The sequence below is a fragment of the Nocardia alba NBRC 108234 genome (assembly GCF_001612665.1).
Taxonomy (GTDB): domain Bacteria; phylum Actinomycetota; class Actinomycetes; order Mycobacteriales; family Mycobacteriaceae; genus Nocardia; species Nocardia alba.
On the sequence record NZ_BDAX01000002.1, the window covers coordinates 543,459 to 569,837 of the forward strand.

General features: G+C 66.9%; 22 protein-coding genes. 12 read left to right on the forward strand and 10 right to left on the reverse strand.

Translation table 11 applies throughout. The features are described from left to right. Positions 1-193 precede the first annotated feature (193 nt). Entirely contained in the window at positions 194-1,555 is a 1,362-nt protein-coding gene (locus NA12_RS04265; RefSeq protein ID WP_067446125.1) for a flavin-containing monooxygenase, read from the forward strand. Between the two features lie 69 nt (positions 1,556-1,624). Next, positions 1,625-2,563 (forward strand): alpha/beta hydrolase, encoded by a 939-nt coding sequence (locus tag NA12_RS04270; protein WP_067446127.1) that lies wholly within the window; start codon positions 1,625-1,627, stop codon positions 2,561-2,563. Positions 2,564-2,768: 205 nt separating this feature from the next. On the opposite strand, the gene NA12_RS04275 is transcribed toward NA12_RS04270, so the two are convergent. The 4 genes from NA12_RS04275 to NA12_RS04290 form a co-directional block, all read right to left on the reverse strand. Beyond that, positions 2,769-3,602 (reverse strand): hypothetical protein, encoded by an 834-nt coding sequence (locus tag NA12_RS04275; RefSeq protein WP_067446128.1) that lies wholly within the window; start codon positions 3,600-3,602, stop codon positions 2,769-2,771. Then, complete coding sequence (locus tag NA12_RS04280) at positions 3,599-4,309, reverse strand: ABC transporter ATP-binding protein (protein WP_067446133.1); 711 nt, start codon at positions 4,307-4,309, stop codon at positions 3,599-3,601. Before NA12_RS04280 ends, NA12_RS04275 begins: the two co-directional genes overlap by 4 nt. A 15-nt stretch (positions 4,310-4,324) precedes the next feature. Beyond that, positions 4,325-4,798 (reverse strand): MTB12 C-terminal domain-containing protein, encoded by a 474-nt coding sequence (locus tag NA12_RS04285; RefSeq protein WP_067446135.1) that lies wholly within the window; start codon positions 4,796-4,798, stop codon positions 4,325-4,327. A 184-nt stretch (positions 4,799-4,982) separates the two neighbouring features. After that, positions 4,983-5,636: a helix-turn-helix domain-containing protein gene (locus NA12_RS04290; RefSeq protein ID WP_067446137.1), complete on the reverse strand. Its 654-nt coding sequence runs from the start codon at positions 5,634-5,636 to the stop codon at positions 4,983-4,985. A gap of 78 nt (positions 5,637-5,714) precedes the next feature. Here NA12_RS04290 and NA12_RS04295 point away from each other — a divergent pair, with 78 nt between their 5' ends. Next, positions 5,715-6,509, forward strand: a complete 795-nt coding sequence (locus NA12_RS04295; RefSeq protein WP_067446139.1) for a class I SAM-dependent methyltransferase — start codon at positions 5,715-5,717, stop codon at positions 6,507-6,509. Beyond that, a complete protein-coding gene (locus NA12_RS04300) occupies positions 6,506-6,850 on the forward strand; it encodes a cupin domain-containing protein (RefSeq protein ID WP_067446141.1) in 345 nt (114 codons plus the stop codon). The genes NA12_RS04295 and NA12_RS04300 overlap by 4 nt, the downstream gene beginning before the upstream one ends. A gap of 388 nt (positions 6,851-7,238) precedes the next feature. Here the strand turns inward: NA12_RS04300 and NA12_RS04305 are convergent, their stop codons facing one another. After that, positions 7,239-7,517 carry a hypothetical protein gene (locus NA12_RS04305; protein ID WP_067446145.1) on the reverse strand — a complete coding sequence of 93 codons (279 nt, stop codon included), beginning with the start codon at positions 7,515-7,517 and terminating at the stop codon, positions 7,239-7,241. Positions 7,518-7,881: 364 nt separating this feature from the next. Between NA12_RS04305 and NA12_RS04310 the strand changes: the two genes are divergently transcribed. Beyond that, positions 7,882-8,823, forward strand: a complete 942-nt coding sequence (locus NA12_RS04310) for a methionyl-tRNA formyltransferase (RefSeq protein WP_067446147.1) — start codon at positions 7,882-7,884, stop codon at positions 8,821-8,823. Positions 8,824-8,897: 74 nt separating this feature from the next. Continuing rightward, positions 8,898-14,813, forward strand: coding sequence for a non-ribosomal peptide synthetase (locus NA12_RS04315; RefSeq protein WP_067446148.1), 5,916 nt, complete (start codon positions 8,898-8,900; stop codon positions 14,811-14,813). 48 nt (positions 14,814-14,861) lie between these two features. Here the strand turns inward: NA12_RS04315 and NA12_RS04320 are convergent, their stop codons facing one another. Beyond that, a complete protein-coding gene (locus tag NA12_RS04320) occupies positions 14,862-16,583 on the reverse strand; it encodes an ABC transporter ATP-binding protein (protein WP_132369860.1) in 1,722 nt (573 codons plus the stop codon). A 16-nt stretch (positions 16,584-16,599) separates the two neighbouring features. Here NA12_RS04320 and NA12_RS04325 point away from each other — a divergent pair, with 16 nt between their 5' ends. Both NA12_RS04325 and NA12_RS34550 read left to right on the forward strand, forming a co-directional pair. Further along, the gene (locus NA12_RS04325; RefSeq protein ID WP_243654902.1) at positions 16,600-17,253 is read left to right on the forward strand and encodes a TetR/AcrR family transcriptional regulator; all 654 of its coding nucleotides are present in this window, start codon (positions 16,600-16,602) and stop codon (positions 17,251-17,253) included. Beyond that, positions 17,250-17,384, forward strand: coding sequence for a hypothetical protein (locus NA12_RS34550; protein WP_255284064.1), 135 nt, complete (start codon positions 17,250-17,252; stop codon positions 17,382-17,384). The genes NA12_RS04325 and NA12_RS34550 overlap by 4 nt, the downstream gene beginning before the upstream one ends. 395 nt (positions 17,385-17,779) lie before the next feature. On the opposite strand, the gene NA12_RS04330 is transcribed toward NA12_RS34550, so the two are convergent. Then, the gene (locus NA12_RS04330) at positions 17,780-19,072 is read right to left on the reverse strand and encodes a GAF domain-containing protein (protein ID WP_067446156.1); all 1,293 of its coding nucleotides are present in this window, start codon (positions 19,070-19,072) and stop codon (positions 17,780-17,782) included. Between the two features lie 398 nt (positions 19,073-19,470). Between NA12_RS04330 and NA12_RS04335 the strand changes: the two genes are divergently transcribed. Both NA12_RS04335 and NA12_RS04340 read left to right on the forward strand, forming a co-directional pair. Continuing rightward, positions 19,471-20,295, forward strand: a complete 825-nt coding sequence (locus NA12_RS04335; protein WP_067446160.1) for a transglutaminase domain-containing protein — start codon at positions 19,471-19,473, stop codon at positions 20,293-20,295. Positions 20,296-20,758: 463 nt separating this feature from the next. Next, complete coding sequence (locus NA12_RS04340; RefSeq protein ID WP_207905595.1) at positions 20,759-21,712, forward strand: quinone oxidoreductase family protein; 954 nt, start codon at positions 20,759-20,761, stop codon at positions 21,710-21,712. A gap of 93 nt (positions 21,713-21,805) precedes the next feature. On the opposite strand, the gene NA12_RS04345 is transcribed toward NA12_RS04340, so the two are convergent. Beyond that, positions 21,806-23,023, reverse strand: coding sequence for a flavin monoamine oxidase family protein (locus tag NA12_RS04345; RefSeq protein ID WP_243654903.1), 1,218 nt, complete (start codon positions 23,021-23,023; stop codon positions 21,806-21,808). 1 nt (position 23,024) lies between these two features. Between NA12_RS04345 and NA12_RS33490 the strand changes: the two genes are divergently transcribed. Then, positions 23,025-23,276: a hypothetical protein gene (locus NA12_RS33490; RefSeq protein ID WP_165914788.1), complete on the forward strand. Its 252-nt coding sequence runs from the start codon at positions 23,025-23,027 to the stop codon at positions 23,274-23,276. Between the two features lie 159 nt (positions 23,277-23,435). On the opposite strand, the gene NA12_RS04350 is transcribed toward NA12_RS33490, so the two are convergent. After that, the gene (locus NA12_RS04350) at positions 23,436-24,965 is read right to left on the reverse strand and encodes an MFS transporter (protein WP_207905597.1); all 1,530 of its coding nucleotides are present in this window, start codon (positions 24,963-24,965) and stop codon (positions 23,436-23,438) included. 128 nt (positions 24,966-25,093) lie between these two features. On the opposite strand from NA12_RS04350, the gene NA12_RS04355 reads away from it, so the two are divergent. Further along, the gene (locus NA12_RS04355; protein WP_067447465.1) at positions 25,094-26,092 is read left to right on the forward strand and encodes an AraC family transcriptional regulator; all 999 of its coding nucleotides are present in this window, start codon (positions 25,094-25,096) and stop codon (positions 26,090-26,092) included. On the opposite strand, the gene NA12_RS33495 is transcribed toward NA12_RS04355, so the two are convergent. Further along, entirely contained in the window at positions 26,044-26,211 is a 168-nt protein-coding gene (locus NA12_RS33495; protein WP_157106375.1) for a hypothetical protein, read from the reverse strand. The genes NA12_RS04355 and NA12_RS33495 overlap by 49 nt on opposite strands. Between the last annotated feature and the right edge of the window lie 168 nt (positions 26,212-26,379).

Sequence of the window (26,379 nt, forward strand, 5' to 3'; positions counted from 1 at the left end):
CCGCGTTCGGAACCGGTCGTCCGGATCTTTGGTCCATAGGCCGACGAAACCGTTCCAGAAAGCATTACTGTTGCTCATTCGACGCCGCGTGTCCAGAGGTGTCACGCAGCCATCTGACAATCGACAGTAGTTATTGACGTGCGTCAAATATTGGCTCTACTATCGCTCGAACCATATCCGGAGGAAGAACCCTATGAACGCGCCTTTCGCCCCACCCTCGACCGCCATCATCGGGGCGGGCATCGCCGGGCTCACCGCGGGCAAGATGCTCGGCGACTACGGCGTGCCCTACACCTGTTTCGAGAGTTCGGACCGCATCGGCGGCAACTGGGCCTTCGGCAATCCGAACGGCCACTCCAGCGCCTACCGCTCACTCCACATCGACACCTCGAAGTACCAGCTCTCGTTCAAGGACTTCCCCATCCCGGACGACTATCCGGACTTTCCGCACCACTCCCAGATCAAGGCCTATCTCGACGCCTACGCCGACGCGTTCGACCTGCTCGACAACATCGAGTTCGGCACCCAGGTCGTGGCGGCCGAACGCCGCGATGGAGGCGGCTGGACACTACGCACCCGCGACGGCGCGGCCCGCGACTTCGACTTCCTGATCGTGGCCAACGGACACCACTGGGACCCGCGCCATCCCGACTTCCCCGGCCGATTCGACGGTCGAACCCTGCATTCGCACCACTACATCGACCCGTTCGATCCCATCGATCTGCGCGGTCAGCGCATCCTGGTGGTCGGCATCGGCAACAGCGCGGCCGACATCGCCGTGGAGGTTTCCTCCCGCGCGCTACGCAACACTGTGTACCTGTCCACTCGCACGGGGTCTTGGATCGTGCCGAAGTACATGGCAGGCCGCCCGGTCGACAAGTACGGCGCCGCACTGCCGTTCCTACCGCGAAAGATGTTCCGGGGCATCGTGAACACCATCGCCGAAGGGCTGGCGGGCGACCCCACCAGATTCGGTCTGCCCAAACCACCGCACCGTTTCATGGACGCGCACGGCACCCAATCGGTCGAACTTCCCCTGCGACTGGGCTCGGGCGATGTGATTCCCAAACCCAACATCGCCCGACTCGACGGATCGACAGTCCACTTCGCCGACGACACCTTCGCCGAGGTCGACGTCATCATCAACGCCACCGGCTACAACATCACCTTCCCCTTCTTCGATCCGGATCTGATCAGCGCCCACGACAACCGAATCCGGCTCTACAAGAGAATTTTCAAACCCGGCGTGGACGATCTGGCCTTCGCGGGCCTGGCACAGTCGGTACCGACGTTGTTCCCCTTCGTCGAATGTCAGGCCCGCCTCATCGCCGCCTATGCCGCGGGCCAGTACCGCCCGCCCACGGCATCGGAGATGGAAGCCACCATCGACGCCGACGAACAGATGTACCTCGGTCATGTCGTCGACCGCCCGCGCCACACCCAGCAGGTCGAGTACTTCACCTACGAACGACAGGTCCGCGTCCAAGAACTGCCCGAGGGTCGAGCACGAGTTCGGACCGGCGGCCCGGCACTGCGAGCTCAGAGCCGCGTATAACCGAAACCCGCTCGGCGCGAACGCGATCTGACGGAACGCGCGCGCCACGACGACCCGAAGGGGTGGCCGATGCCGCACTCTCTCACCTTCATCTCCACAAACGCCTCCTGCGACGCCTGGCACTTCCCCGCGGTCGATGACCGACTCGCGACCCCAGCCGGCCGCCCCGCCGCGGTCATGGCACACGGCTTCGCCGGAACCAAGGACTGCGGACTCGACTCGTTCGCCCAAGGTCTGGCCGAGACCGGCCTGGACGTCATCGCTTTCGACTATCGGGGATTCGGCGACAGCGGCGGCGAACCGCGTCAGGTGATCTCACCGGCCGACCAGGTCGAAGACTATCGCGCCGCCCTGCGCGCGGCCGCCGAACTACCGGGCGTGGACGCGCGCCGACTCGTCCTGTGGGGCGTGTCGATGTCCGGCGGCACCATCCTCGAGGTCGCCGCAGGACGAACCGATATCGCCGCGGTCATCGCACTCACACCGATGGTCACCGGCCTCAGCCTCGAGCGCCCGCGGCACAGCGCGCCCGAGGACACGGCGCGTAGCTCGACGAGCACCGTTCGCCTGCTGTTACGGGCGGGCCGGGACAAAGCGGCCACCGCCACTGGTCGGGGCCGCGTGATGCTGCCCGTGATCAGCCGCAGACCTGGCGATCCAGCACTGATGAACATCCCCGGCGCCCACGACGACTATCTCTCGATCGCTGGACCCACTTGGCGAAACGAAGTCAACGCCTCGATCGCGCTCGACGCACTGAGCTTTCGACCCAGCCGGTACGCGACCCAGCTCACCTGTCCCGCTCTTTTCCAGATCGCCGATTTCGACCGCTACGTTCCGACCGCGGCCGCCCTGAAGGCGGCGGTGCGCGCGCGGGCCCAGGTCCGGCACTACCCCTGCGACCATTTCGACGTCTACCCCGCCAAGCAGTGGCACGAAACGATCCGAGATCACCAGTCACGTTTCCTCGGCAAAGTCCTCGGAAAACCGGCCGTCGCCATCACGTGACGATCCCGACCCCCATCGGAGGACATCGCAGGCGATTGCAGCAGGGCGAGACGTTGCGTTCGACGATCGAGGTCGGAGCGAGTCCGGAGACCGTATTCGAGCTAGTCTCCGACATCACCGGTATCCCGCAGCGGAGCCCGAGACGACCCGGGTTCGACGGCTGGACTCACGGCGGTTCCGCCGAACTTCCCCGCGCCGCGCTCACTCAGGTCGAGCGTGCCCTACCTCGGCGTACGAGTGTCGCACCGGCTCGGCGAAGGGTGGGCAGGGCAACCGCGATAGTGAACAGAGACAGGGTGATCGCCAGGAAGTAGAACAGGGAGCCGTTGTGGCCGAAGCGCGGGAAGAAGGCCATTTTCTGGCCGGTCCCGACTACCGCGTTGAGGAAGGGGGCGTATGCCTGGAGGGTGTACCCGTTGGGGAGCAGGCTGATCGAGTTCTCGGCGACGTAGATCCAGAAGAGCAGGACGGCGACCGCGGCGGAGGGGGTGCGGATCAGGGTGCCGATCGCGATGCCGATTCCGCAGGCGGTGAAGGCGTAGAGAGGCACGGTCCACAGGAATCGGCGGCCGGCGGGATCGAAGAGATCGACGGTGCCGTACACGTGCGGAAACAGTCGTGGCAGCGCGCTCATGACCACGACGAGCAGGATCGACGTGCACACCGCCGCCAACATGCCGTAGTAGATCCAGCGGGCGACTGCGGCCGTCCATGCTCGGGGGAACAGGAAGGCGTTGAGATCGCCTGTGCGGCCGTGCCATTGGGTGGCATGCGCGTAGGCGGCGGTGACGATCATGATCGCCACCGACAGGGTGATGACCCAGTACACCGAGTTGGCCGTGGTCGAGGAGGTCACCTGGATCTTGCCCGGCATGGTCGCGAATCTTTCTGCGACAGCGGCGATCCCGAAGGTGATCAGCAACGACAGGCCGAAAGTGAGCGGGACGGCGACGGTCCAGAGGAAGCTCCGTCCGCCGGTGCGCGTCCACTCGGCCGCGACGCCTCGGCCGATCTGGGTCAGGACGGACGGATCGGTCACGACAGTCCCGCTATGCGGAGGTAGGCGTCCTCGACAGTGCTTTCCCCTGGCATGAGACCACCTTTCAGGTCGGCGAGGGAGTGATCGGCGAGTACCCGGCCGCCACCGAGGACGACGACGCGGTCGGCATTGCGTTCGACCTCGTCGAGCAGATGCGTGGACACCACCACGCACGTGCCCGCGTCGGCCAGCTCACGCAGCAGTCCGCGCATCCACCGGATGCCCGCGATGTCGAGTCCGTTGAGCGGCTCGTCGAGCAGGAGGGTGCGCGGCCGGGACAGCAGGGCCGCAGCGATACCCACGCGCTGGAGCATGCCGAGGGAGTAGCCCTCGAGCCGCCGACCGGCGTCGGCGGTGAGATCGACCGCGTCGAGCGCCTCGCCCACGCGGTCGATGGGCAGTCCCCGTGCCCTGGCGATCCAGCGCAGGTGTCGACGAGCGGTGTGGCGGGGATCGAAAGCCCGGAAATCCAAGTGCAATCCGAGCGTGCTCGCCACGGTCCGGTGGGCGATCACCGGCGTACCGTCGACCGTCACCGTCCCGGTGGCGGGCGCGATGATGCCGCTCACGCAGCGCAACAGCGTGGACTTGCCGGTGCCGTTGAGTCCGAGCAGATAGGTGAGACTGCCGTCCGGCACGACCAGGTGGGGTACGTCGAGTACCCGCACGCCGGGATAGCGCAGGGTGAGATCACAGACTTCGATCATCGCGCCCGGCCGAGCTCAGAAGGTACAGGGGATCGGCAGTCCCACGGTCTTGACGCCCTCACACAGCGACTTGCTCGCCATCTTCCAGGCCCCGTCGACACGCTTCCAGGTGACCTGCATGACGATGCCGGGACGGCCCGCCGAATTGCTGTGCAGCATCGCGGTGTGCTCGTCACCGTTGTGCGTTTCGGGGCCGGTGACCTCGTTCGAGCCGAGCGGGGCGCGGAACAGCCCGAGGTTGTAGACGGTGCGCGGGACGACAACCGCGTTCATGCCCGCCTCCAGGTTCGCGGCTTTGGCTTGGTCCGACGCCGAGGTCTCCACCAGGAACTCCACCTGCGCGTTGAGCTCGGCGAGGCTGGGCACGTCACTGGTGATGAGGAAATCGCCGGGGGCCGCCGACGCAGCGCCCACGTGCAGACCGGTCGCCGACACCACCAGCCCGACCGAAGCCAGCGCGGCGCCTGCCAAGACTCTGTGTGAACTCATCTTTTTGCCCCATCGAATGATTGACCACACACCCACCAGTGTGGGTAAAGTACCAGTTGACACCGGTAAGTTAGCCTGACCTAATCTAGTACGTCAATAGTTATTTAAATAGTCATAGACCGGGCGGCGGGCAGACGGCCGTCCGCCACAGAAGACGAGCGAGGTGAGAGCAGCGCTGACGAACTCAGCTGTCGGCGCGCTGCGAATTGCCGAGCAGTCGCAGGGTGACGCCGCAGTCCCCGGTGGTGTCGGGACGGACCTCGACGCGGTACTGCGACACGAGCAGCGGCGAATGCCGTTGCAGCACACGCTCGATGAAACCCTGCTGGATACCCACCACGATCTCGGGCGCGTTGCGGGCGACCCGACGCAGCGGGCAGTTACAGATCCGGATCTCGTGGTCGCCGAAACTCGAGATCGTCGACACCACTTGGAAACCCAACCGGGCCAGGGTCGCGGTGACCACCGTGACGGGGTCGGGGACCTCGGTGGCCTCGACCTCGGGAGTGCTCAGCGTGTCGGCCCAGACCCGTCCTGCGGCAGCGGCTTTGCCCTGCCGTTCGGCGGCGGTGTCACCGAGCTGAGCCAACAGCGCGTCGAGCAGGGCCGCGGCCGGGTCGGCACCGACAGCCACATACCCCTTGCGGGGACGGCCCACGGTCTGCGACGGCAGCCACGTTCCTTCGACGGCACCGTCCTCGATCAGGGCGTTGAGGTGGAACCGCGCGGTGGTCGGGTGGATGTCGAGGGCGCGCGCGATCACCGGCGCGTCCAACGGCTCGAGCGAGTCACGCACGAGCGCCAACACCTTGTCCCGCTGCCTAGGGGCGGCTGACATCACACTCCCCTCATCCGCAGTACCGAACCACAGTGTAGAACCGCCGTCCCCGGCGGCCGAAGCGACAGGAGCACTTCGATGACCATCCCCCTCCCCTTCGAACAGCGCGGCACCGCGAACATGCCCGGCCACTGGCTGCTGGCCCGCCTGGGCAAGCGCATTCTGCGCCCCGGCGGCAAGGAGATGACCGAGCACATGCTCGATGACGCGCAGTTGCGCGGCGCCGATGTCGTCGAGCTGGCACCCGGTCTCGGCAAGACCGCCGCCTCGATCCTGCACCGCGAACCGACCAGCTACCGCGGCATCGAATCCGACGCCGACGCCGTCGCCCACAGTGCGGCGGCGGTCGGCACCGTCGGGGTGGTCACCCAGGGTGACGCCGCCGCCACCGGCCTGGCCGCCGACTCGGCCGACGCCGTGGTCGGCGAGGCGATGCTGTCGATGCAGACCGACGCGCACAAGGCCGAGATCATCGCCGAGGCCTTCCGCCTGCTGCGACCCGGCGGTCGCTACGCCATCCACGAACTCGCGCTGCAACCCGACGATCTCGACGTCGAGACCAAGACCGAGATCCGCAAAGAGCTGGCGCGCGCGATCAAAGTCAATGCCCGCCCGCTCACCCGCACCGAATGGACCGAGCTGCTGACCGCCGCCGGATTCGAGGTCAGCGTGGTGCGTTTCGCCCCGATGGCGCTGCTGGAACCCCGCCGGATGATCGCCGACGAAGGCGTGGTCGGTACCGCGCGGATCGTTCGCAACATCCTGCGCGATCCGGCCGCCCGCAAGCGCGTCCTCGATATGCGCGGCACCTTCACGACCTACCGCCGCTACATGTCGGCCATCGAAATCGTCGCGAGCAAGCCGCAGCGATGACCGAGACCGCCATCCCCCTCGTCGACGCCACCACCGCCTGGCACCCCCGCGACGGCATCGTCCCCAACGCCCAACGACTCCTCAGCGGCGCCGGACTGACCCTTGTGCGGATCAGTTTCCGCGCGGGCCAGATCCTCGACGACCACCGCGCCGGCGGTCCGATCCTCATCCAGTGCGTCTCGGGCGCAGTCGATGTCGACGTCACCACCGACATCGAGGTGCGCGGTCACCATCTGGTCGAGGGCAGCGTCCTGCACATCGACGCCAACCTCGTGCACCGCCTCACAGCCGAACTCGACACCGTCGTCCTCGTCGTCCTGCATCGCAAACTCGCCGACTGACGTCGAACGGCCCGCATTCGCGGGACCCGAGACACGATCGGCGACGAGGTGCTGATGTCCCGACCTCGATGCTCCACTCGGACTCCCGGCAGCTCTCGCGGTCAACGTCATGTTCACCGCGAGACCGTCATCGATCGTGATCCGGTCTGTCAGGGCCGGGTAACGGCATCGCTCGCGGGGGGTTCGGTGGTGGCGGGCGATGACTTGGCGGCCGTTGGTCACCGCGTAGCGGTTCAGCCGACCGCGTCCGGTGCGGACCGCCGAAGACGTAGTCGGCGCGGCGGAGTCCGTCGTGCACGTAAGGCCAGAACCTGCCCGGGTCCATGGGCAGCTGCGTGGGGTCCACACGCCAGCGCAGTTCGGCCGCAACTGCTCGGACAGGTGCAGGTCATGGACGCGAAGCATGGTGGCCGTAGGCGCCGTCGAGTATTCCGATGGCGCGCAGCACCCTATGCACATGCGGTTGACGAGTAGGTGGAACTGGGGGTGGTTCGCGACCGGCCTGCCACTTCTCGTTGAGGTGGTGCCAGTAGAACGCCTGCACGCAGTACAGCAGGATCTCGTAGGCGCCGCGGTCGTCAAGCCGCACGGGGGTGTGTTCGGGCAGACCGATTCTGGAGAGGTCGATGCCGAGGTTTTTGAAGTCGTGTCCCAACGAGGTGCCCATGGCCCGGCATTAGCGCACGGGCAGCACCATGACATCGACTGTAACGAAGCACCTTTCAGCCATCGTCCGTAGCTTCTCAACCGGTTCGGCATCGGTGTGGACGTGCAGCAGGTCGAGGTCGCTGATGAGCAATCGGCCGTTCGAGCACATTCCATCGGCCACCCGGATATGGGCTGATTCGCCCTTCCGTGGCCCCGGATGTCACCGACACACCATCAATGGCACCGCGGTGCGTTTGTTTCGCAGTCCAGGGTCGCTCTGGCGCAGTCGTCCACCACACCGAGGAGCTTTCTCGGCCGCGCACACAGACATATCCCGGTCTATGTAAGGTAAGCCTACACATAGATGAAAGTAGGGCAGTTCCATGCGCATCGTGTCGTTCGGCTTCCAAACCTGGGGCCGCAAGACCCTGCAGGCTTTGATCGACTCGGAGCACGAGGTGGTGTTGGCGGTCACCCACCCGGCCGCGGAGTCTGCCTACAAGGCGATCTGGAACGATTCGGTCGAGGAACTCGCCGCAGAACACGGGATTCCGGTGCACCTCACCGAACGTGCCGACGCCGAGACCATCGCTTTGGTCCAGCAGGCCGAACCCGACGTGATCGTTGTCAACAGCTGGTACACCTGGATGCCCGCGGAGCTGTACGACATGCCGCCCCACGGCACCTTGAACCTGCACGATTCGCTGCTGCCGAAATTCACCGGGTTCTCGCCGGTGCTGTGGGCGCTGATCAGCGGCGCTGAGGAATTCGGCCTCACGGTGCACCGCATGGACGCCCAACTCGACACCGGCGACATCCTGGTCCAGAAGCGCCTGCCGATCCCGCCCGGCGCCACCGGCACTGAACTCGTCCTCGCCGGAATGGAATTGATCCCCGGTGCGGTTCACGAGGCGCTCGCGGCGCTCGAGAACGGCACCGCGGTGTGGACTCCGCAGAACAAAGCCGAGCGCACCTACTTCCACAAGCGGTCCGATCGCGACAGCCGGGTCAACTGGTCCCTGGACGCGACCGAATCGGAGCGGTTCGTGCGCGCGCTGTCCGCGCCGTATCCGCGCGCTTACTCCTATTACCGCGGTGAACGCATCGAGATCCTCGACGCGGTGATCTCCGAGGCACGCTACGGCGGCACCGCGGGCCGGGTGATCGTCCAGGAAGGTGGCGGCGCGGTCGTGTGTGGTGCCCAGCCACACCGTGGTGGCAACCACGCGCTGGTGATCACCCGCGTCCGTGGCGCGGCGGGCACCGAACACGACGGTGCCGAATTCTTCGCTCGCGGTGGCTATCTCACTGACACCCCCGCCTGAGTTCCCGGTTCCGCAGCGCCCGACCGTCGGCACGGGCGCTGTCTTCCATCTTCTCTTCCAGCTTCTGAGGCACCATGATTCCCCACGGTTCGATCCCTGCTGTCCGCCCGCTCACCGCGGCACAACGCGAGGTGTGGTTCGCTCAGCAATTGCTCGGACCGGTGTCACTCGCCATCGCCCAGTATGTCGACCTGCGCGGACCGCTCGACCTCTCGGCGTATCGCCGCGCGGCCCACCTGGCCGCGCGCGATCTGGGCGCCTATGTGTGCTTCACTCTCGTCGACGGGCAGCCGGCACAGGTACACGACGAGGGCATCGACGATCACATCGCCGTCGTCGACTACAGCACGGAATCCGACCCGGAGGCCGCCGCCCGAGCCTGGATGCGGGCCGATCAGTGCGCGCCGTTCGATCTGATCGCCGATCCACCCATCGTGACCACGGTCCTGCGACTGAGCTCGCAGCGTCACCTGCTCTACACCCGTGCCCATCACCTGGCACTCGACGGGTTGGGCGCCGTCCGCATGCAGCAGCTGCTGAGCGGTCACTACACAGCGCTGCTGGCGGGAACCAAACTACCTTCGGCCGCAATCGATTCCACTGCTGTGCTCACCGCCGCGGAGGAAAGCTATCTGGGCTCGCGGCGCTGCAGAACCGACCGCGAATACTGGCGCGAGCAGCTCGCCGGGCTGCCTGCCCCGGTCACCCTCGCGACGCGACCCGGTTCTCCCGATCCGCTGCCGATCCACGCCCGCGCCGAGCTGCCGGAATCGCTGGTCGAACGACTGCGGACGCGAGCCGACTTCCCCGGCATCGCGCCCGTGCTGGTGGCGGCGTTCGCCGCGTTCCTCGGCAGGCTGACCGACACCGACTCGGTGGCGCTGAGCCTGCCGGTCACCGCACGCACCACCGCCGCGTTGCGTGAATGCGGCGCCATGACATCGAATATCGTGCCGCTGCACTGCTCGGGTGACACTGTCGGCACCGCCATCGCTTGCGCGCGTGCCGAACTGAGCGGAGCACTGCGCCACCAGCGCTATCGCGGTGCCGAGATGGTCCGCGACAGTGGGCGCCGAGCCGAGTCGCTGAGTTTCGGACCGGCGGTCAACATCATGAACTTCCACACCGAGGTGATGCTCGGGCCAGCGCGCGGGGTCATCGAACTACTGTCCACCGGGCCGGTCGAGGATCTCGCTCTCAACGTGTATCCGGTGACCGGTTCCGGCTTGCGGATCGAATTCGAAGCCAACCGTCACCGCTACACCGAGGCCGAGGTCACCGCGCAGCTGGACCGGTTCGTCGGCTTCCTGACGGCGTTCGCTGCCGCTGGCGACGATGTTCGGATCGATCGGTTGCCGGTCCTCACCGCCGCCGAGGCGAATCTGCTCGTCCCCTGGCGCGGGCCGACGGCGGGTACGCCGGCCACACTGGGTGAGCTGATCGCCGCCGCCGTCGCGGCGAACCCGGACGGCATCGCCGTCGTCTACGGCGAGAGGCGCTGGACCTACCGGGAATTCGACGCGTGGACCGACCGCCTCGCCGGTGCGCTGCAGGCCGCCGGTGCCGGCCCCGAGACCTTGGTCGCGATGGTCATGGAGCGTTCGGCCGCCTCGGTCGGCGCGGTCTGGGCGATCGCCAAGACCGGTGCGGGTTTCGTGCCGATCGACGTGGGATACCCGGCCGAGCGCATCGCCCACATCCTCGGCGACTGCGGTGCCACCCTCGGCGTCATCGGCGTCGAGCACCCGGCGGATCTGCCCGGATCGGTGCACTGGACGATCGTCGACCCCGATACGGCGCCGGATGCGCAGCTGCGTCGACCCGTCTGCGCCCGGCCCGCGCACCCCGCCTACCTCATCTACACCTCCGGTTCGACCGGTGTCCCCAAGGGCGTGCTGGTGACCCACGGTGGACTCGCGAACCTGGCCGCCGAGCGCCGCGACCGGTATGCGTTGCGACCCGGAGCACGCACCCTGCACCACGCCTCCCCTGGTTTCGACATGGCGGTCGGCGAGATCCTGTGCGGGCTGGCCGGTGCGGCGACACTGGTGGTGGCACCGCGCTATGTGATGGCCGGACCGGATCTGGCCGAACTCATGCGGCGCGAGCGGCTGACCAATGCCATTATCACTCCGGCGGTGCTGGCCACCCTCGACCCCGAAACCCTGCCCGACCTGCGTGTCCTCGGCGTGGGAGGGGAGGCGATCAGACCCGATCTGGTCTCGGCCTGGTCGCGAACCCGGTTGATGCGCAACGGGTACGGCCCCACCGAGGCCACCGATATTGCGACCATCGCGGAGCTGACGCCGGACCGGCCGGTGACGATCGGCGCGCCCCTGCGCGGATTTCACGCGCTGGTGCTGGATGCCCGGTTGCGGCCGGTGCCCCCCGGCGTCATCGGCGAGCTCTATCTCGGCGGCCCGGCCCTGGCCCGCGGCTACCACGGACGGCACTCGTTGACCGCGGCCCGATTCGTCGCCGATCCGTTCGGCCCGCCCGGCGGGCGGGTGTATCGCACCGGTGACCTGGTGACGCTCACCGCCGATGCCGAGCCCGAACTGATCTACCACGGCCGCAGCGACTTCCAGATCAAGGTGCGCGGTCACCGCATCGAGCCGGGCGAGATCGAGACCACGCTCACCGGCCTCCCCGGTGTCGGCCGGGCCGCCGTCACCGCACATCAGGACTCCCGGGGCACCCATCTGGTGGCCTACCTGGTGCCGGACGGTCCACTCGAGGTGGAGCGGGTGCGGCTCCAGATCGCCGAGCGGCTGCCCGCGTATCTGCGACCGAGCGCCTACCAGGTACTCGACACCTTGCCACTGACCCCCAACGGCAAACTCGACACCCGTCGCCTGCCCGCACCGGTGTTCGGTCACGACGGTTCCCGGCCCGTCTCGACGGACACGGAGCGGACGGTGGCGGCGGCTTTCGCCGAGGTACTCGCGGTCGAGGTCGCCGGGGCCGAGAGCGACTTCTTCGAACTCGGCGGGACCTCGCTCACCGCAACCACACTCGCGGCGCGCCTGGGCATCGGTGTCCGCACCGTCTTCGACGCACCGACCGTCGCGGCACTGGCGCTGCGGGTCGAGGATGCCGAGAACCAGGCCGAGGACCCACCGGTGCCGACAGCCCGGCCCGAACACCTGGCGCCTGCCCCGGCACAGCTGCGGATGTGGCTGCTCAATCAGCTCTACCGGGATTCCTCGGCGTACCACTTGCCGATCGCGTTGCGGCTGATGGGATCTCTCGATGTGGCGGCGCTCGATGCCGCTGTGCGGGATGTGGTGGACCGGCACGAGGTGCTGCGCACGGTGTATCCCGCCGGCAGCGCCGGGCCGCAGGTGCGCATCCTCACCGTCGACGCGGCGCTGGGCGGTGCACCGCTGATCGCGCACACACTCGACCGGGCCGGGCTGGATGCCGAACTCGCGGTGGCGGTCGCCGCGCCCTTCGACGTCACCACCGACGCGCCGATCCGGCTGGCGCTGTGGAATCTCGGTCCCGACGACCATGTGCTCGCGCTGGTCGCCCATCACATCGCCGCCGACGGCTGGTCGCACAGCCCGCTCGTGGCCGATCTGTCCGCGGCGTACACCGCGCGGGCGGCCGGACGGCCACCGCGGTGGGAGCCGCTGCCGCTGCAGTACGCCGATTACACACTGTGGCAGCATCGACGCCTCGGTGATCGCCACGATCCGCGGTCCACCGCCGCTCGTCAGCTCGCCCACTGGGTGCAGGCGCTCGACGGCGCGCCCGACCGGCTGCCGCTACCGACCGATCGAGTCCGTGTTCCCGGCTCCGGCAGGCCGGGCGGCACCGGCGCGGTGATCGACTTCGAGATCGGCGCCGACATCGGCGCGGCACTGACCGAGCTGACTCACCGGCACAACGCGACGCCCTTCATGGCCGGTTACGCGGCGTTCGCCGTGCTGCTCGGCGACCTGGCCGGAATCGCGGACGTGACGGTCGGGACCCCCGTCGCGGGCCGTGGCCACCCGGCCCTCGACCGCTTGGTCGGCATGTTCGTCAACACCCTGCCACTGCGCCTGCCCCTCGATCCGCGAGAACACTTCACCATGCTGCTGGCGCGCGCCAGGGAGGTCGCGCTCGCCGGGCTCGACAACGCCGACGTTCCCTTCGATCACATCGTCGAAGCGGTGAATCCGCCGCGCGACAGCACCAGACACCCGCTGTTCGAGGCCGTGTTCTCCTACGAGAACCTGCCCCTCTCCCCCGCGCTGAACCTCGGCGGGCTTACCGTCAACGCCCTCGATATCCCTTGGGAAACAACGCATTTCGACCTGGCTTTGACGCTGCGTGAGCAGTCGGGCACCGGCGGACTGACAGCGAGCCTGCGCTACGCCACCGACCTCTACGACGCGGCGACGGTGGCCGGGTTCGCGGCGCGGTTCGTCGAGATCCTCACGGCGATCGCCGCACATCCCGACGCGACTGTCGCGCAGTTGGCCGGCTCCGTCGCGGCCGGGCCCGCTCTGCCCGAGCGTCCGGAGCGGGACAGCGACGCCGCCGCGGCCGGTGGCGGTGAGCCGGCGACCGTGCGCGAGCTCGCCGTGGCCCAGGTGTTCGCCGATGTGCTGGAACGAGATTCGGTCGCGATCGATGATAGCTTCTTCGATCTCGGCGGCACCTCACTGCTGGTCTTCACCCTCCGGTCGGAGCTGCGGAACCGGCTCGGCATCGACGCCGACCCCCGCATGCTGTTCGAAGCGCCGACGCCACGGGCGGTGACGGCGGCCGTGACAGCGGAGTCCGGCACAGCGGCCGCCGGGCACTGGACCGACATGCTGATCGACGACGCGCGCCTCGACCCCACGATCATGGTGCCGGAAACGTTTGCGGCGCCACCGATCTCGGCCGACGATGTACTCCTGACCGGTGCCACCGGTTTCGTCGGCATCCATCTGCTGCGCGAACTGCTCAACCGCACCGCCTCGCGCGTCTGGTGCCTGGTCCGCGCCCAGGACGCCGACGACGTGCGCCGCCGCCTCGCGACGACACTCCAGCGATACGGACTCGGGACCGAGGGGCTCGCGGACCGGGTCGTACCGGTGCCGGGCGACCTCGCCGCGCCGCACTTCGGTCTCGCCGCCGATACCTGGGCCGAACTGGCCGCGCGGATCGAGGTCATCTACCACAACGGCGCCCGCGTGAATCATCTGGAATCCTATGCCGCCCTACGCCCGGCCAACATCGCCGGAACCGTCGAAATCCTGCGGCTGGCGGTCGACACCCGGGTGAAGGCCTTGCATTTCGTGTCCACCGTGTCGGCCGCGGTCGGTGTCGGGCACACCGGAATCGTCACCGAGCGCACCGCGATCACCGCCGATCAGGTGCCGCGCAATGGGTACCTGGCCACCAAATGGGTGGCCGAGCAGCTGGTCCTAGCGGCAGCCGAACGTGGGTTGCCGGTCGCGGTGCACCGGCCCGGTCTGGTCGCCGGATCGATCAGCAGCGGCGCGAACAGTGCTGATGACGCGTTCTGGACGCTCATCCGCTCGGCCGCCCACCTCGGGGTCGCACCCGACATCGAATCCGCCGACGTCACCTTGGCCCCGGTCGACTACGTGGCACGGGCGCTGGTCACCCTCGCCACCGCCCGGCAGCCGAACACCGAGATCTACCATCTGGTCAACAGTGCACCCACCAACGTCGGAGACATCCTGAACACCCTGCGCCGCAGCGGTTTTCCCGTCGAAACCGTGTCGGTGGCCGATGCCGCCGAGCGATTGGCCGACCGAATCGCGCAGCACGCCGACCTCATGCGCGCCGCGCTCGTCGCCGACAACTACCTCAACGGCGGCGGCGACGCCCTGATCGTCGACGACACCGGCACCCGAGCGGTACTCGCGCAATCAGGTGTGCGTTGCCCGGCCATCGATGCCGCTGTCCTACAACGCTATGTCGACGGTTTCATCACCGCGGGCCTGCTACCGACCCCGGTCGCCGACCCGACCGAGGTCCGCTAGGCGTATGAGGCCGGGCCGTGGTCGACGACGCCGCGAAAGATTGTGCGCCTACGCGAATCCGCCGGCGCGGACCATCCGCGCGTAGAGGTCGTCGGCTCGCATCAACTCTTCGTGCGTTCCGACCGCCCGTACGCTGCCATCGTCCATCACCACGATCCGATCGGCGTGCCGCACGGTCGACAAGCGGTGAGCAATGGTGACGACGGCGTGGGTGCGCGCCCGCACGGCGATCGCTTCGACGATCGCCGCCTCGGTCAGGGTGTCGATCTGCGACGTCGCTTCGTCGAGTAGCAGCACGTCTGCGTCACCGAGCATCGCGCGGGCCATCGCGATCCGTTGCCGTTGCCCACCCGAAAGGTCGGTGTCGCGAACGTGGGTGTCCAGGCCGTTCGGCTGGGCCGCGACGACCGAGTCGAGTCGGAGGAGGCCAAGAACCTCGGCCACCTCGTCGCGGGTGGCACCGTGGCGCAGGAACCGCAGGTTGTCGCTCAATGTGCCCGGCACCAGGGGGGATTCCTGCTCGACGTAGGCGATACGCGCGCGAACTTGCGACATCGTCAGATTCCGGTACGCCACGCCGCCCACCGAGATGGTCCCGGTGTCGGGTTCGACGAATCGCAGGATCGTCGAGAACACAGTTGTCTTGCCCGCGCCGGAGGGCCCCACGATGGCTGTGTGGCCGGTCGCGGGAATCCTCAGCGTCAATCCCTTCAACGCGTGTGGCGCATCAGGTGCGTAGCGGACCGTGACGTCGTCGAAACGCAAAGCCGAGTCGGGCTCGGCGGTCGTCGCCGGCGCCGGCTCGTGCGCCACGTCCGCTTCGGAGTGCAGCGTCTCCATCTCTCGGATACGCATGGCGGCCGCGATTCCCGACTGCATGGCCGTGATGTGCGTAGTCAGTTCTTGGATCGGCCCCATCAATGTGAACGCGTACAGCAGGAACGCGATCAGCGTCGACACGGTCAGCGAACCGTTGTCGACGCGCCAGGCGCCGATGGCCAGGATCGCGATGATGGCACCCTGCACACCTGTCCACGCGACGGTCCATGCCGTTGCCGACACCCGCACCGACTCGATCGCGTGGGTCCGGGCATTGCTCGCGTCGGCGCCGATCAAGGTGGCGATGCGGTGCTCGGCGCGTGCCGCCTTGACGGTACGCACCGAACGCAGGCTGGTTTCGAGCACGCCACCCAGCCGGCCCAGCGATTCCTGAGTTTGCGCGTCCGCCTTGGCAATTCGCGGCATAAGCGTTCCGAACAGCACACCGACGACGATGATCGCCAGCACGGTGACGCCCAGCAGCATCAAGTCGAGCACCCCCATGAGGATCACGGTGCCCACCGTCAGGAAGGTGGCATTGACGATGCCGATCACCGCCGACGACGCGGCCTCCTTCAGCAGCAAGGTGTCAGCCGTGACGCGGGTGACCAACTCGCCTGCGGGACGCGCTTGCACCGACGGAACCGTGGCGCCGAGCAGTCGTCCGACGAGTGTCGTGCGTGCGTCGAAGACGATGTTCTCGGCGACGGTCCCGAGCAGGATCCAGTAGCCCCATCCGAGAACAGCGCCGACGACGAGCAGTACCAACAGGGCAACGGTCGGGCCCATGACAGAGGCGCCGGTGCCGAGAGCATCGAGGATCGACTTCGTCACCATCGGCGTCGCCATCACCGTCGCGGAACTGCCGAGGGCGAGTACGAGTCCGATCAGCAGGGTGCGCGTGTGCGGTCGGGCATAGGCGATCAGGACACGCAGGTTCGACACGGTCATCGGTGGAGCGGTGTGGGTGGGAGGCGCCATCGTCGTCACCCCACCAATGGAACAGCATTGTTCCATTTTAGTAAAGGAGATATCCAGTGTGGAACTCGCTTATGCTGCACCCGTGGATGTCGAACAGACCGGTGCCCGCGAACGCACCCGTCGCGCGATTCTCGATGCGGCAGTGGCGACGTTCGCGAAATCGCCCAACGCGTCACTGACCGAAGTCGCCGAGAAGGCCCGCGTCGGGCGCACGACGCTGCACCGCTACTTTCCCGAGCGATCCGACCTGATCACCGCCGTCGGGCGGCTCACCGAGCAGGCCGTGGCCGACGCTTCGAAGCGCGCGCGCCTAGCCGACGGAACAGGGCTCGACGCGGTCTTGCGGCTGTGTCAGGAGTACTTCGAACTCAGCGATGTCCTCACAGTCATGTTCTTCACGTCAGGGGTGTACGACGAGACCGCATCGTGCCTGTCCGACGATGATGCGATCACAGCAGTGGAACGAGGACGCGACGACCGCTCGATCGACGCGACGCTCGACGCCTCGTGGATCCTGAACATGATGTGGGCACTGCTGTATGCCGCTGTCGACCACGTCAACCGCGGGGCGGCCAGCCGCATGCATGCGCAGACACAGGCGCTGACGAGCCTGCGCAAGGCAATCTGCTCGCCGGCGTGACCGATACACCCCTGCGACGAAGATTGATCCACTTCGAACCGGACGTCGGCTCGCTGAAGCCTTACGGCAACGGCGCCTACTCACGCCTGCTCGACAACAAGAACCCTTACAGCTGGAAGTGCTGGCGCTGATCGCGTGCCAAGCAATTCGCGTCATCGCCGACCGTACCGGCAACCACCGAGACCAACGCTAGTGGTATGGATCTGTTGACGCAATATCGCTTCCCCTGACACTGATGGCCGCCCTATTGAAGCGGCCGAGGCGTTGAGGCTATACCTCAGCAATCCATGTCGTCGTGAAGATCGAGAAATGAATACCCCTGAAACCCTTGACATGGCGGGATATTCAGCTCATTCGGCGATACAGCTCGGTAAAATACTGGCGGTGGGCAACCCCATAGCATCCGGCCGTCGAAACGTGCATCGCACAGGCATCCACCTTGGACCGAGCATCCGCTCGCAGTTCATCGTCGGTGACCGCATTACGTGGTGGGCGAACAAGTCACGGCCACAGGCACGGTCGAAGATCAGCGGTCGCGGTACGCGGCCAGACCACCCATGTCTTCGCTGGCGATGAACACCGAACGCACGTGCAGCAGCGCTTCCTCGACATGGTTGACACAGCCCCACGCCGCATCACCCCACGAATCGGCAACCTTGATCTCCGCGGGCTCGTCGCATCGGGTGGGCCCGCCCAGCTGACAGCGATCGGGATGCGGCGCCTCGGCCTGCGCCGCGGCGGCGCTGCGCATCCGGGCGGCGAGTTCGGCGGCGGCTGCGGCGCGCTGCTCGGCCTCGGCCCGCAGTTGGTGCTCGGCGCGCAGCGCGGCAGCCAGCTCCTGCTGGGCTGCCTCGGTGCGCGCGTCGGCGGCCGCCTTCGCCTCTTCGGTGTGGTGGCGTTCGATGGCCAGAGCGGCGGTGTCGGCGAAAATCCGAGCCAAGGCCAGGTCGCTGTCCTGCGGAGCGCGCGGGGTGCGGTGATACATCGCGAAGGTGCCCAGCAGGGCGCCGTCACGTGCCAGGATCGGCGTGGACCAGCACGCGGCCAGCTCGGCCTGCTGGGCCAGGTCACGGAAGTCGTCCCAGAACGCGTCGGTGCCGATATCGGTGACGATGACCGGTTCGCGCCGGTGCGCTGCGGTGCCGCACGAGCCGACGCCCTCGCCGGTGGCGATGCCGTCGATGGCGGTGTTGTAGAACTCGGGCAGGCTCGGGGCCGCGCCGTGGCGCAGGTGCAGGCCGTCGGGGTCGGCGAGCAGCACCGAGACCAGGACCTGCTCGGGGGCGAGCTGTTCGATGCTGCGAGCCATCCCGTCGAGCACTTCGCCCAGGGGGGCCTGGCGGGCGATCTGCTCGACCAAGGCGCGTTGCTCGGCCATCAACCGCTGGGCCTGTTCGAGCTGGGTCGTCTCCACCCCGATCAGCCGGATCCCGGCGACCGAGCCATCGGCGTTGTGGTGTGGTTCGTAGGTGAAGTCGAAGTAGGCCGGATGGGCGTGAGCGCCGCTACCCACCACGATCGAGACATTGCGGCTCGTGCGGGTCCGGCCGGTGCGATAGACCTCGTCGAGCCCGGTGATGCCGTCGGGGCCGGCCAGCTCGGGCATGAGTTCGCCCAAGGCGATCCCGGTGAGGCCGCGGTGTTCATCGACCATGGCGGTGAACACCGGATTGGCCGACTCCACCACATGGGTGGGACCGTGCAGCGAGGCGAATACAGCCCTGGACTGACCGAACAGCGCACGCAGATCCTGCCCGGCCGTGTCTTCACCACCGGGAGGATAGGTCCCGGCCGGTCCTTGCCCGTTGATCGCTGTCATGTGTGTCTCGCTCTCTCACTGCAGCTGGCCAACCCGGAGATCAGGAAGCGCACCGCAGGGTGAAACGTTACCGGTCAATCCCTTTGGTGGATTCGTGTGGAGTCGAGACGCACCACAACCCGACTCGCCGCCCAGACCGGAGGCACCTGGATGCCGCCGGAGCAGACAAAGGATGAGTGCCCAGTACAGGTGTAGTCGGCGGGCGAGTGGCGAAGTCCAGGTGTTGTTGGCGAGGACGGGTAGAAGGGCCAGCACCCCTCACCGGCGACCGTGCTGCCATACTGCGACCACGACCACAGGCTGAAACTGGTTGATTCTCAACCGATCTAAAACGCGCGAGGACGATTACTCATCCGCGAACGAGGCTGTTCGCGGTACTCCTGATTACGCTTGCCTGCATGGTTACGGTGATCGACTACAGCAGCCCCGGCCCGCTGACCAGCCTGCACGGAGTCCACCTAGAGGCGGTAGAACCAATCCCCACTGGAATCATCGATATCTGCGGTCTTGCCGCCGGCCTGGTCATTCAGCCCAACGACGCCCAGGCCCTCGGGTTGCCAGACGAACGGTTCCCGCAGAACCAGATTCGTCCGGTCGGCGAGCTGGTCGACGCGATTCTGTCGCTGGATTCGAGACCTTTGACCGTCCGGCGAGAACCCAACCACCGCGTGATCGGCACCTGTCGACATTTCGCCGTGATCAGTTGCGCGCTGCTCCGGCATCGCGGGATCGCATCCCGTGTCCGATGCGGCTTCGCCACATACTTCCAGCCAGGAAAGGGCCTCGACCACTGGATCACCGAATACTGGAATGACGTTGAACATCGTTGGGTGCGCATCGACTCCGAGATCCTCGGCCAGTCGATCCTGAAGCACCCAGAAGACCTCCGTGCTGAAGAGTTCCTCAGCGGCGGAGAAGCATGGACCGCCTTCCGAGAGGGCCGCATCGACGCCGCGACATTCGGTGTTCACGGGACCGCCAATTGGGGACCAGCCGAGATCCGCGGCAACGCGATCAAGGATCTCGCCGCCCTGAACAAAGTCGAGACTCTCCCATGGGACGAGTGGGGGCGCATGACCGCGTCATACAACGGCGAGACCGGCGCGGACTACGACTCACTCCTCGACACGATCGCCGTCACCGCCGCCGGCGATGATCTCCACGCTATCGCCGAACTCTACGCACACGAAGAACTCCGCGTGCCTGCCGAACTCATCCGCTGAAGTACTCGAGTTCTAATGCCGCGCTGGTGTCCTGGGCCGATACCACGGCGATGAGAGTGGTCACGCACGTCCGCTTCTGCCGACGGAGAATTTCACTGCTTGGGAGGGTAGTTATCGGGCAACACTGCTAGCCGGATGCGGGCACGGTGACCTGCCGGCCGTCACCACCCGTGTGAACCGCGGGAAGCTTCGATAGCGAACGCGGGCCGAGTGTTCGCGGGCTCGCGTCCGCATCGAGTACCTGGACCCGAACCGTCACCGGTTTCTGTTCGGTAAGTACACCGTTCGGTGTTCCGATCATCGTGAGCCTGTGCTCTCGCAGGTCACGGGCACGGTGGCGGCACCGCATCGCGCCCCGGAATGTTGGAGACGAGAACGAGGTTCTTCACCTTTCGACATGTCCGACAGATCACGGGAGTCATCGATGAGGGCGTTGGGTTTTCGATCGAACGGCGGTCCGGAAGTGATCGAGCTGATCGAGCGTCCCCAGCCGGACCCCGATCCCGGGCACGTGGTGCTGCGGGTGGCCTACGCGGGAGTCAACTTCGCCGAAGTCCAGCACCGGCGGGGCGAATTCGGGCCACCCAAAGGCATCGACGGATACGACGTGCCAGGCCTGGAAGTGTCCGGCGTCGTGGCTTCGGTCGGTTCGGGTGTCACCGGTCTGAGCGAGGGACAGTCGGTGGCGGCCTATCTACCCGCGTTCGGCGGCTACGCCGAATACGTCTCGGCCGACGTACGTTTCGTCGCCCCGACCGGCGCGCTGCCTTTGCCCGTCGCGGCGGGTGTGCCGTGTGTTTATCCAACCGCCTACGGTCTACTGCTCGATGCTGGAGGACTGTCCCCCGGGACAGACGTCCTGATCCACGCCGCGGCCGGCGGAGTCGGAACGGCAGCGGTCGCGGTGGCACGCACGCTCGGCGCGAAGCGGGTATTCGGTACCGTCGGCACCCCGGACAAGCTGGCCTCGGCCGACGCACTCGGCTACGACGCACTGTTCCTGCGCGAGGAGTTCGGCGCGGCAGTCGCCGAAGCCACCGGCGGGCGTGGAGTCGACCTCGTCCTCGACCCGATCGGCGGCGCGACAAGAGCCCAGAGTCTGGCAGCGTTGGCACCGTTCGGCCGCGTCGTGGCCTACGGTGACCTCGCCCGATCCCAGGACTGGACCGTCGACGCCTGGGCACTGTGGAAACAGAACCGCACGCTAGCCGGATTCAACATCGGCGACCAGGCACGACGAGCGCCCGAGCGCATCGGAGCTCGACTGCGCCAAGCACTGACCGCGCTCGTCGACGGCGCCCTCCCGCGCGTCGACCCTATCGTCGTGCCACTGGCCGAGGCCGCTGACATCCATCGGCGAATGGAAGCCGGGGCCACCAACGGTAAGACCGTCCTCGCGGTCGCAGCGCCGGATTGACGGCACACTTTTTCGGCACACCGTCGCGCGCGGACCCCGCCGACGGCCCGAGCCGTGTTGCGGTCGCAGGTGAAGCAGGCGGCAGGTCTATCGCTATGGTTGGGCGCCGAGTCCGGTGAGAACTTCGAGGGCTGCGCGTTTTCCGGACTCGACAGCGCCCTCGAGGTAGCCGTTGCAGCGTCGCGCTGTTTCTGTGCCCGCCCAATGGATGCTGCCGGTCGGCGACGCCGCCGACATCAGCGCATCCAGATGGCCCGGTCGCGGAAACGCGGAGTAGCCACCCATGACGAAGGGGTCTGTGTGCCAGGACTTCTCGTGCCAGTCGACGGGCTCGAGAGCGCCGGAGCCGAAGTGTCGGGCGACCTCCCGCAGGAGGGCGTCCCTGCGTACTTCGGCTGTGAGGCGATCGAGTGCCCGGGCTGATTCGCCAGGCGCCAGAATGCACAGATGCCCCGCCCCTGCCGGTGGTGAGACGTCGAATGTCGACGGCAGCGGGCCGTCGAGCCCGATCGATTCGCCACTGAGTCCCTGTCCCCGCCAGAAGGGAGACCGGTAGACGGCGATCGCCTTGTAGATCGTCCCCATCACCGTGTTCTGCTGGACGTGGCGGCGTTCGCCGGGCAATGTCGGCCGGTGTTCAATCATGGCTGCGACCGGCGGCGGCACCGCGACGACAACCCGCTCGGCCGCCATCGTACCGGCCGAAGATCGCACCACTACTCCTGCCGGTGACCGCTCGATGGCGCTGACTCGATGGTTGAGCCGCACCGCCGAGCCCAGTTCGTCGGCGAGCGCCTGGGCCAATGCGCCCGCGCCGCCGGTCAGCAGCGATTGCTGGGCGCCGCCCGCGGTGCTCAGCATGACCCGCAGGCCCCCAACCGACCGGATCCCGTGCACGACAGCGGCAACCGAGATTTCGCCGGGGTCACACGAGAACGCCTCCGACAAGACCACTGATGTCAATCGCTGTGCCCGCGCACCGGGAATCCTCGCCACGAACTCTGCGAGCGTGACACGGTCCCATCCTGCCCGCACTGTCGTGCGGGCAATCAGTTCCAAACGCAGCAACGCCCACCCGGTCGCGGCGACGGTCAGTGGGCTCAGGCGCACCGGGCCACGGTGGGTCAGGACGAGGCTCTTCCCGAACTGCGGTGTCGGAAACAAGGGGCGAGCGAATTCTCTTGCCAGCGTCGCCATCTGGACGTGATCGTGCCCGATCCATTGAGCGCCGAGGTCGAGTGCTGTTCCAGCGCTCGATTTTTCGGTCAGCGCGCGTCCGCCGACCCGGTCGGCTGCCTCCAGAACGGCCACGTTGACTCCGGCTGCACGCAGTGTGCGCGCCGCTGTCAAACCCGCGAATCCTGCGCCGCGCTTGCACCAAGCCCTGGCCTCGGCCGGCATCACCGACACCGACCAGGCCGCCGACCTGATCAATGTCGTCGTCGACGGCCTGATTATCGGCGCCTTCGACAACGGCCACCCGTGGCCACCGCGACGCAGGCAGCGCATCCTCGCCACCGCCTGGTCCGCGCTCGGCGTCGCGCCGCGCGAGAAGCGGCCGTGATCGCCTCGTCAACTCCAAGATCCGACGACCGGATTGCCTGCCGAAGGTTGCTTGACGAGGCATCAGCACAACTAGTGGTCTGTATTCGATAGGTCCGATGATGATTGAGACGACGGCCGAGGTGTACCTGCAGGTCTTCGACTGGCACGTTGCAGACAATCAGACACCCGGCTTGTCCCGTAGCACCAGAAACGCGACCGTGGTGAGGATCGCCACAACCAGCGCACCGATCGAGCTCACCACAGTCAACGACAGCGCGAACGCCGCACGGCCCGCTGCCACAATCTCAGCCGCCACCTCACCAGAGAGATCGCTCGCCGACGCCAACGCGCCGGCGAGAGTATCCCCGGATCGCGCGGCCGCGTCTTCCCCCAGCTCCCCGGGCAAGGATCCGTCGATACTGGCGCGGTACACAGCGGTTCCCACGCTTCCGAGCAGTGCGACGCCCAGCGATATACCGAGTTCGGTGCTGGTCTCCGACAACGATGCCGCCGACCCTGCCTTTTCGGGGGGCACAGAGCCGACCACGAGGTCTGTGCCGAGTGCGGTCATCGGGCCCGCGCCGAAGAACACCAGCGCGATTCCGGTCGCCACCAGGGCGAGCCCGGAATCGGCACCCGCCGCGGCCATCAAGAGATACCCGACCACGGCGACCGACAAACCACCCGCCAGTACACGTCCGGATCCGAATCTACGCGCCAACGGCGGCGCTATCAGAGAGCCGATCACGCTCGCGATCGCCGTCGGAACCAGCCACACTCCAGCAACGAGCGGAGTCAGACCTGACACCATCTGCAGGTATTGCGTCGCGAAGAGGTAGAGGCCGCCGCCTGCCGCCGTGCACACCAGGATGATGACGAGTGCGGCTGTGAAGGCCCGATCACGGAACAACGTGACATCGACCAGTGGGTCGTCGAGCCGTCGCTGACGTCGAACGAACAAGACAGCGAAGATCGCGCCCGCCACGATGACGAGCGCGGGTTCGGCACCGAATCCGTGCTCGGCCATCGTCTTGAGGCCGTAGATCGTCGGAAGTATCGCGGCGAGCGACAATGCGACGCTGAACAGATCCAGTCGGCCGGGGTCATCCTGCCGGTATTCCGGCAGCAGCAACGGAGCCAGAATCAGAAGAAGCACCATCACCGGGACCGCGAGGAGGAAAACCGAGCCCCACCAGAAGCTCTCCAGCAGCACGCCGCCCAGAATCGGGCCGATTCCCATACCGGACATGAAGCATGCGATCCAGACCGAGATGGCGGTAGTTCGTTGGTGTGCGTTCTCGAACATGTTGCTGATCAGGGCAAGAGTCGACGGTGCCAGCGTCGCCCCCGCGATACCCAGCAACGCTCGCGCCAGGATCAAAGTCACCGGCTCGGAGGCATACGCCGCGACGATCGAGGCCACAGCGAACGCGAATCCACCGACCAACAGCAGACGCCGACGACCTATCCGGTCGCCGAGTGTGCCCATGGTCACCAGGAAACCCGCGATCATGAACCCGTAGATATCCATGATCCACAGGAGCTCGGAGCTCGTGGGCCCCAAATCCGCTCCCAGGTACGGTGACGCGAGGTAGAGGACGCTCATGTCCAGCGCCAACACCAGCGTCGGCAAGGCCAGCAGGGCGAGCCCCGCCCACTCCTTGCGGCCGGCGCGCACGCCGGAATCAGTCGTCGCTTCGGTACTCACCACATACTTCCCCTCGATGCGAATCCGGCTTGCGAACAAGTCAATCCGCCTCGCCCCGGCGAGGCGATGGCGGAGACGCCGAGATGCATGTCCGATCGTCCGACCGTGCTGGTCGCTACGATCGCGAGGTGGATGCGCTGGCAGAACTCCTGTACGGAACGCGCGCTCGCGGCGCCGCGTTCGGCCGGTCGATCCTGGAGCCTCCGTGGTCGCTGCGTTTCGTCGGCGGTGCGCCTCTCACGCTGACGACAATGCTGTCGGGCGAGGCGTGGATCGTGCCGGATTCCGAAGCCCCCGTGCATATCCATCCGGGTGACGTGGCGATCGTGACCGGATCCTCGCCGCACACTGTCGCGGATTCGACGACCACCGCGCCGACCATCGAGGTCCGAGGCTCCGACCAGTGCGTCACCTCCGACGGCATCGACATCACTGACGTCATACGGCTCGATCTCAGAACGTGTGGCGAGCACTACGAGGGCTCCGCGGTGCTTGTCACCGGGATGTATGAGGTGCGCGGCGAGATCATCGGTCGTCTGCTCAGCGCACTGCCTCCGGTACTCGTCGTCCCTTCGGATGGGCGGGCGAGCCCCCTCCTCGACCTGCTGGGCGAGGAGGTCGAGCGTGTCGGCCCAGGGCATCAGGTGGTGATCGATCGGATGCTCGACCTGCTGCTGGTGCACACCGTTCGGCGATGGTTCGAACGACCGGAGGCGGAAGTACCCGGCTGGTACCGGGCTCTCGGCGACCCGGTCGTGGGTGCGGCACTGCGGTTGCTGCACGACGCGCCCGCACAGCCCTGGACCGTCGGTTCGCTCGCCGGCAAGGTCGGGCTGTCCAGATCCAGCCTGAGCGCGAAGTTCACCGCGCTCGTGGGAGAGCCGCCCATGACCTATCTCGCCGAGTTGCGAGTCACGTTGGCGAGCGATCTACTCAGCGCCACCGACGCCACGGTCGGCTCGGTGGCCCGTCAGGTCGGATACGCCGATGCCTTCGCTCTCAGTACGGCGTTCAAACGAATCCGCGGCATTCGTCCCACCGACGTGCGCGCGGCGGTGTGCAAGCAGTCCGAGGGCTGTCACGGCACCGGCGGGAAGAAGCCGACACCGATGAAGAACGCGACATAGCGATCGAGCACTTCGTCGTCGACGAGCGGAAAATCCATATCCAGTTCGGCCAGTTCCGCATGAGCGTGCAAGGGATCGACCCCCAACGTTATACACCGTGCGGCACGTGTGGCGATCACCGGTACCATTGGCGCGCAACACGGTTGAGAACCGACATGTCCTTCTACCAGCTGGTATCGCCGCGCAGTTCACCGATCGGCGCGATCACGCCCTCAGTACGCGGATCGAGCCACACAGGCACCCGGTCTACCTCGGTGCGGCCTCCTTCTGGGTGGCCAACACGGCCC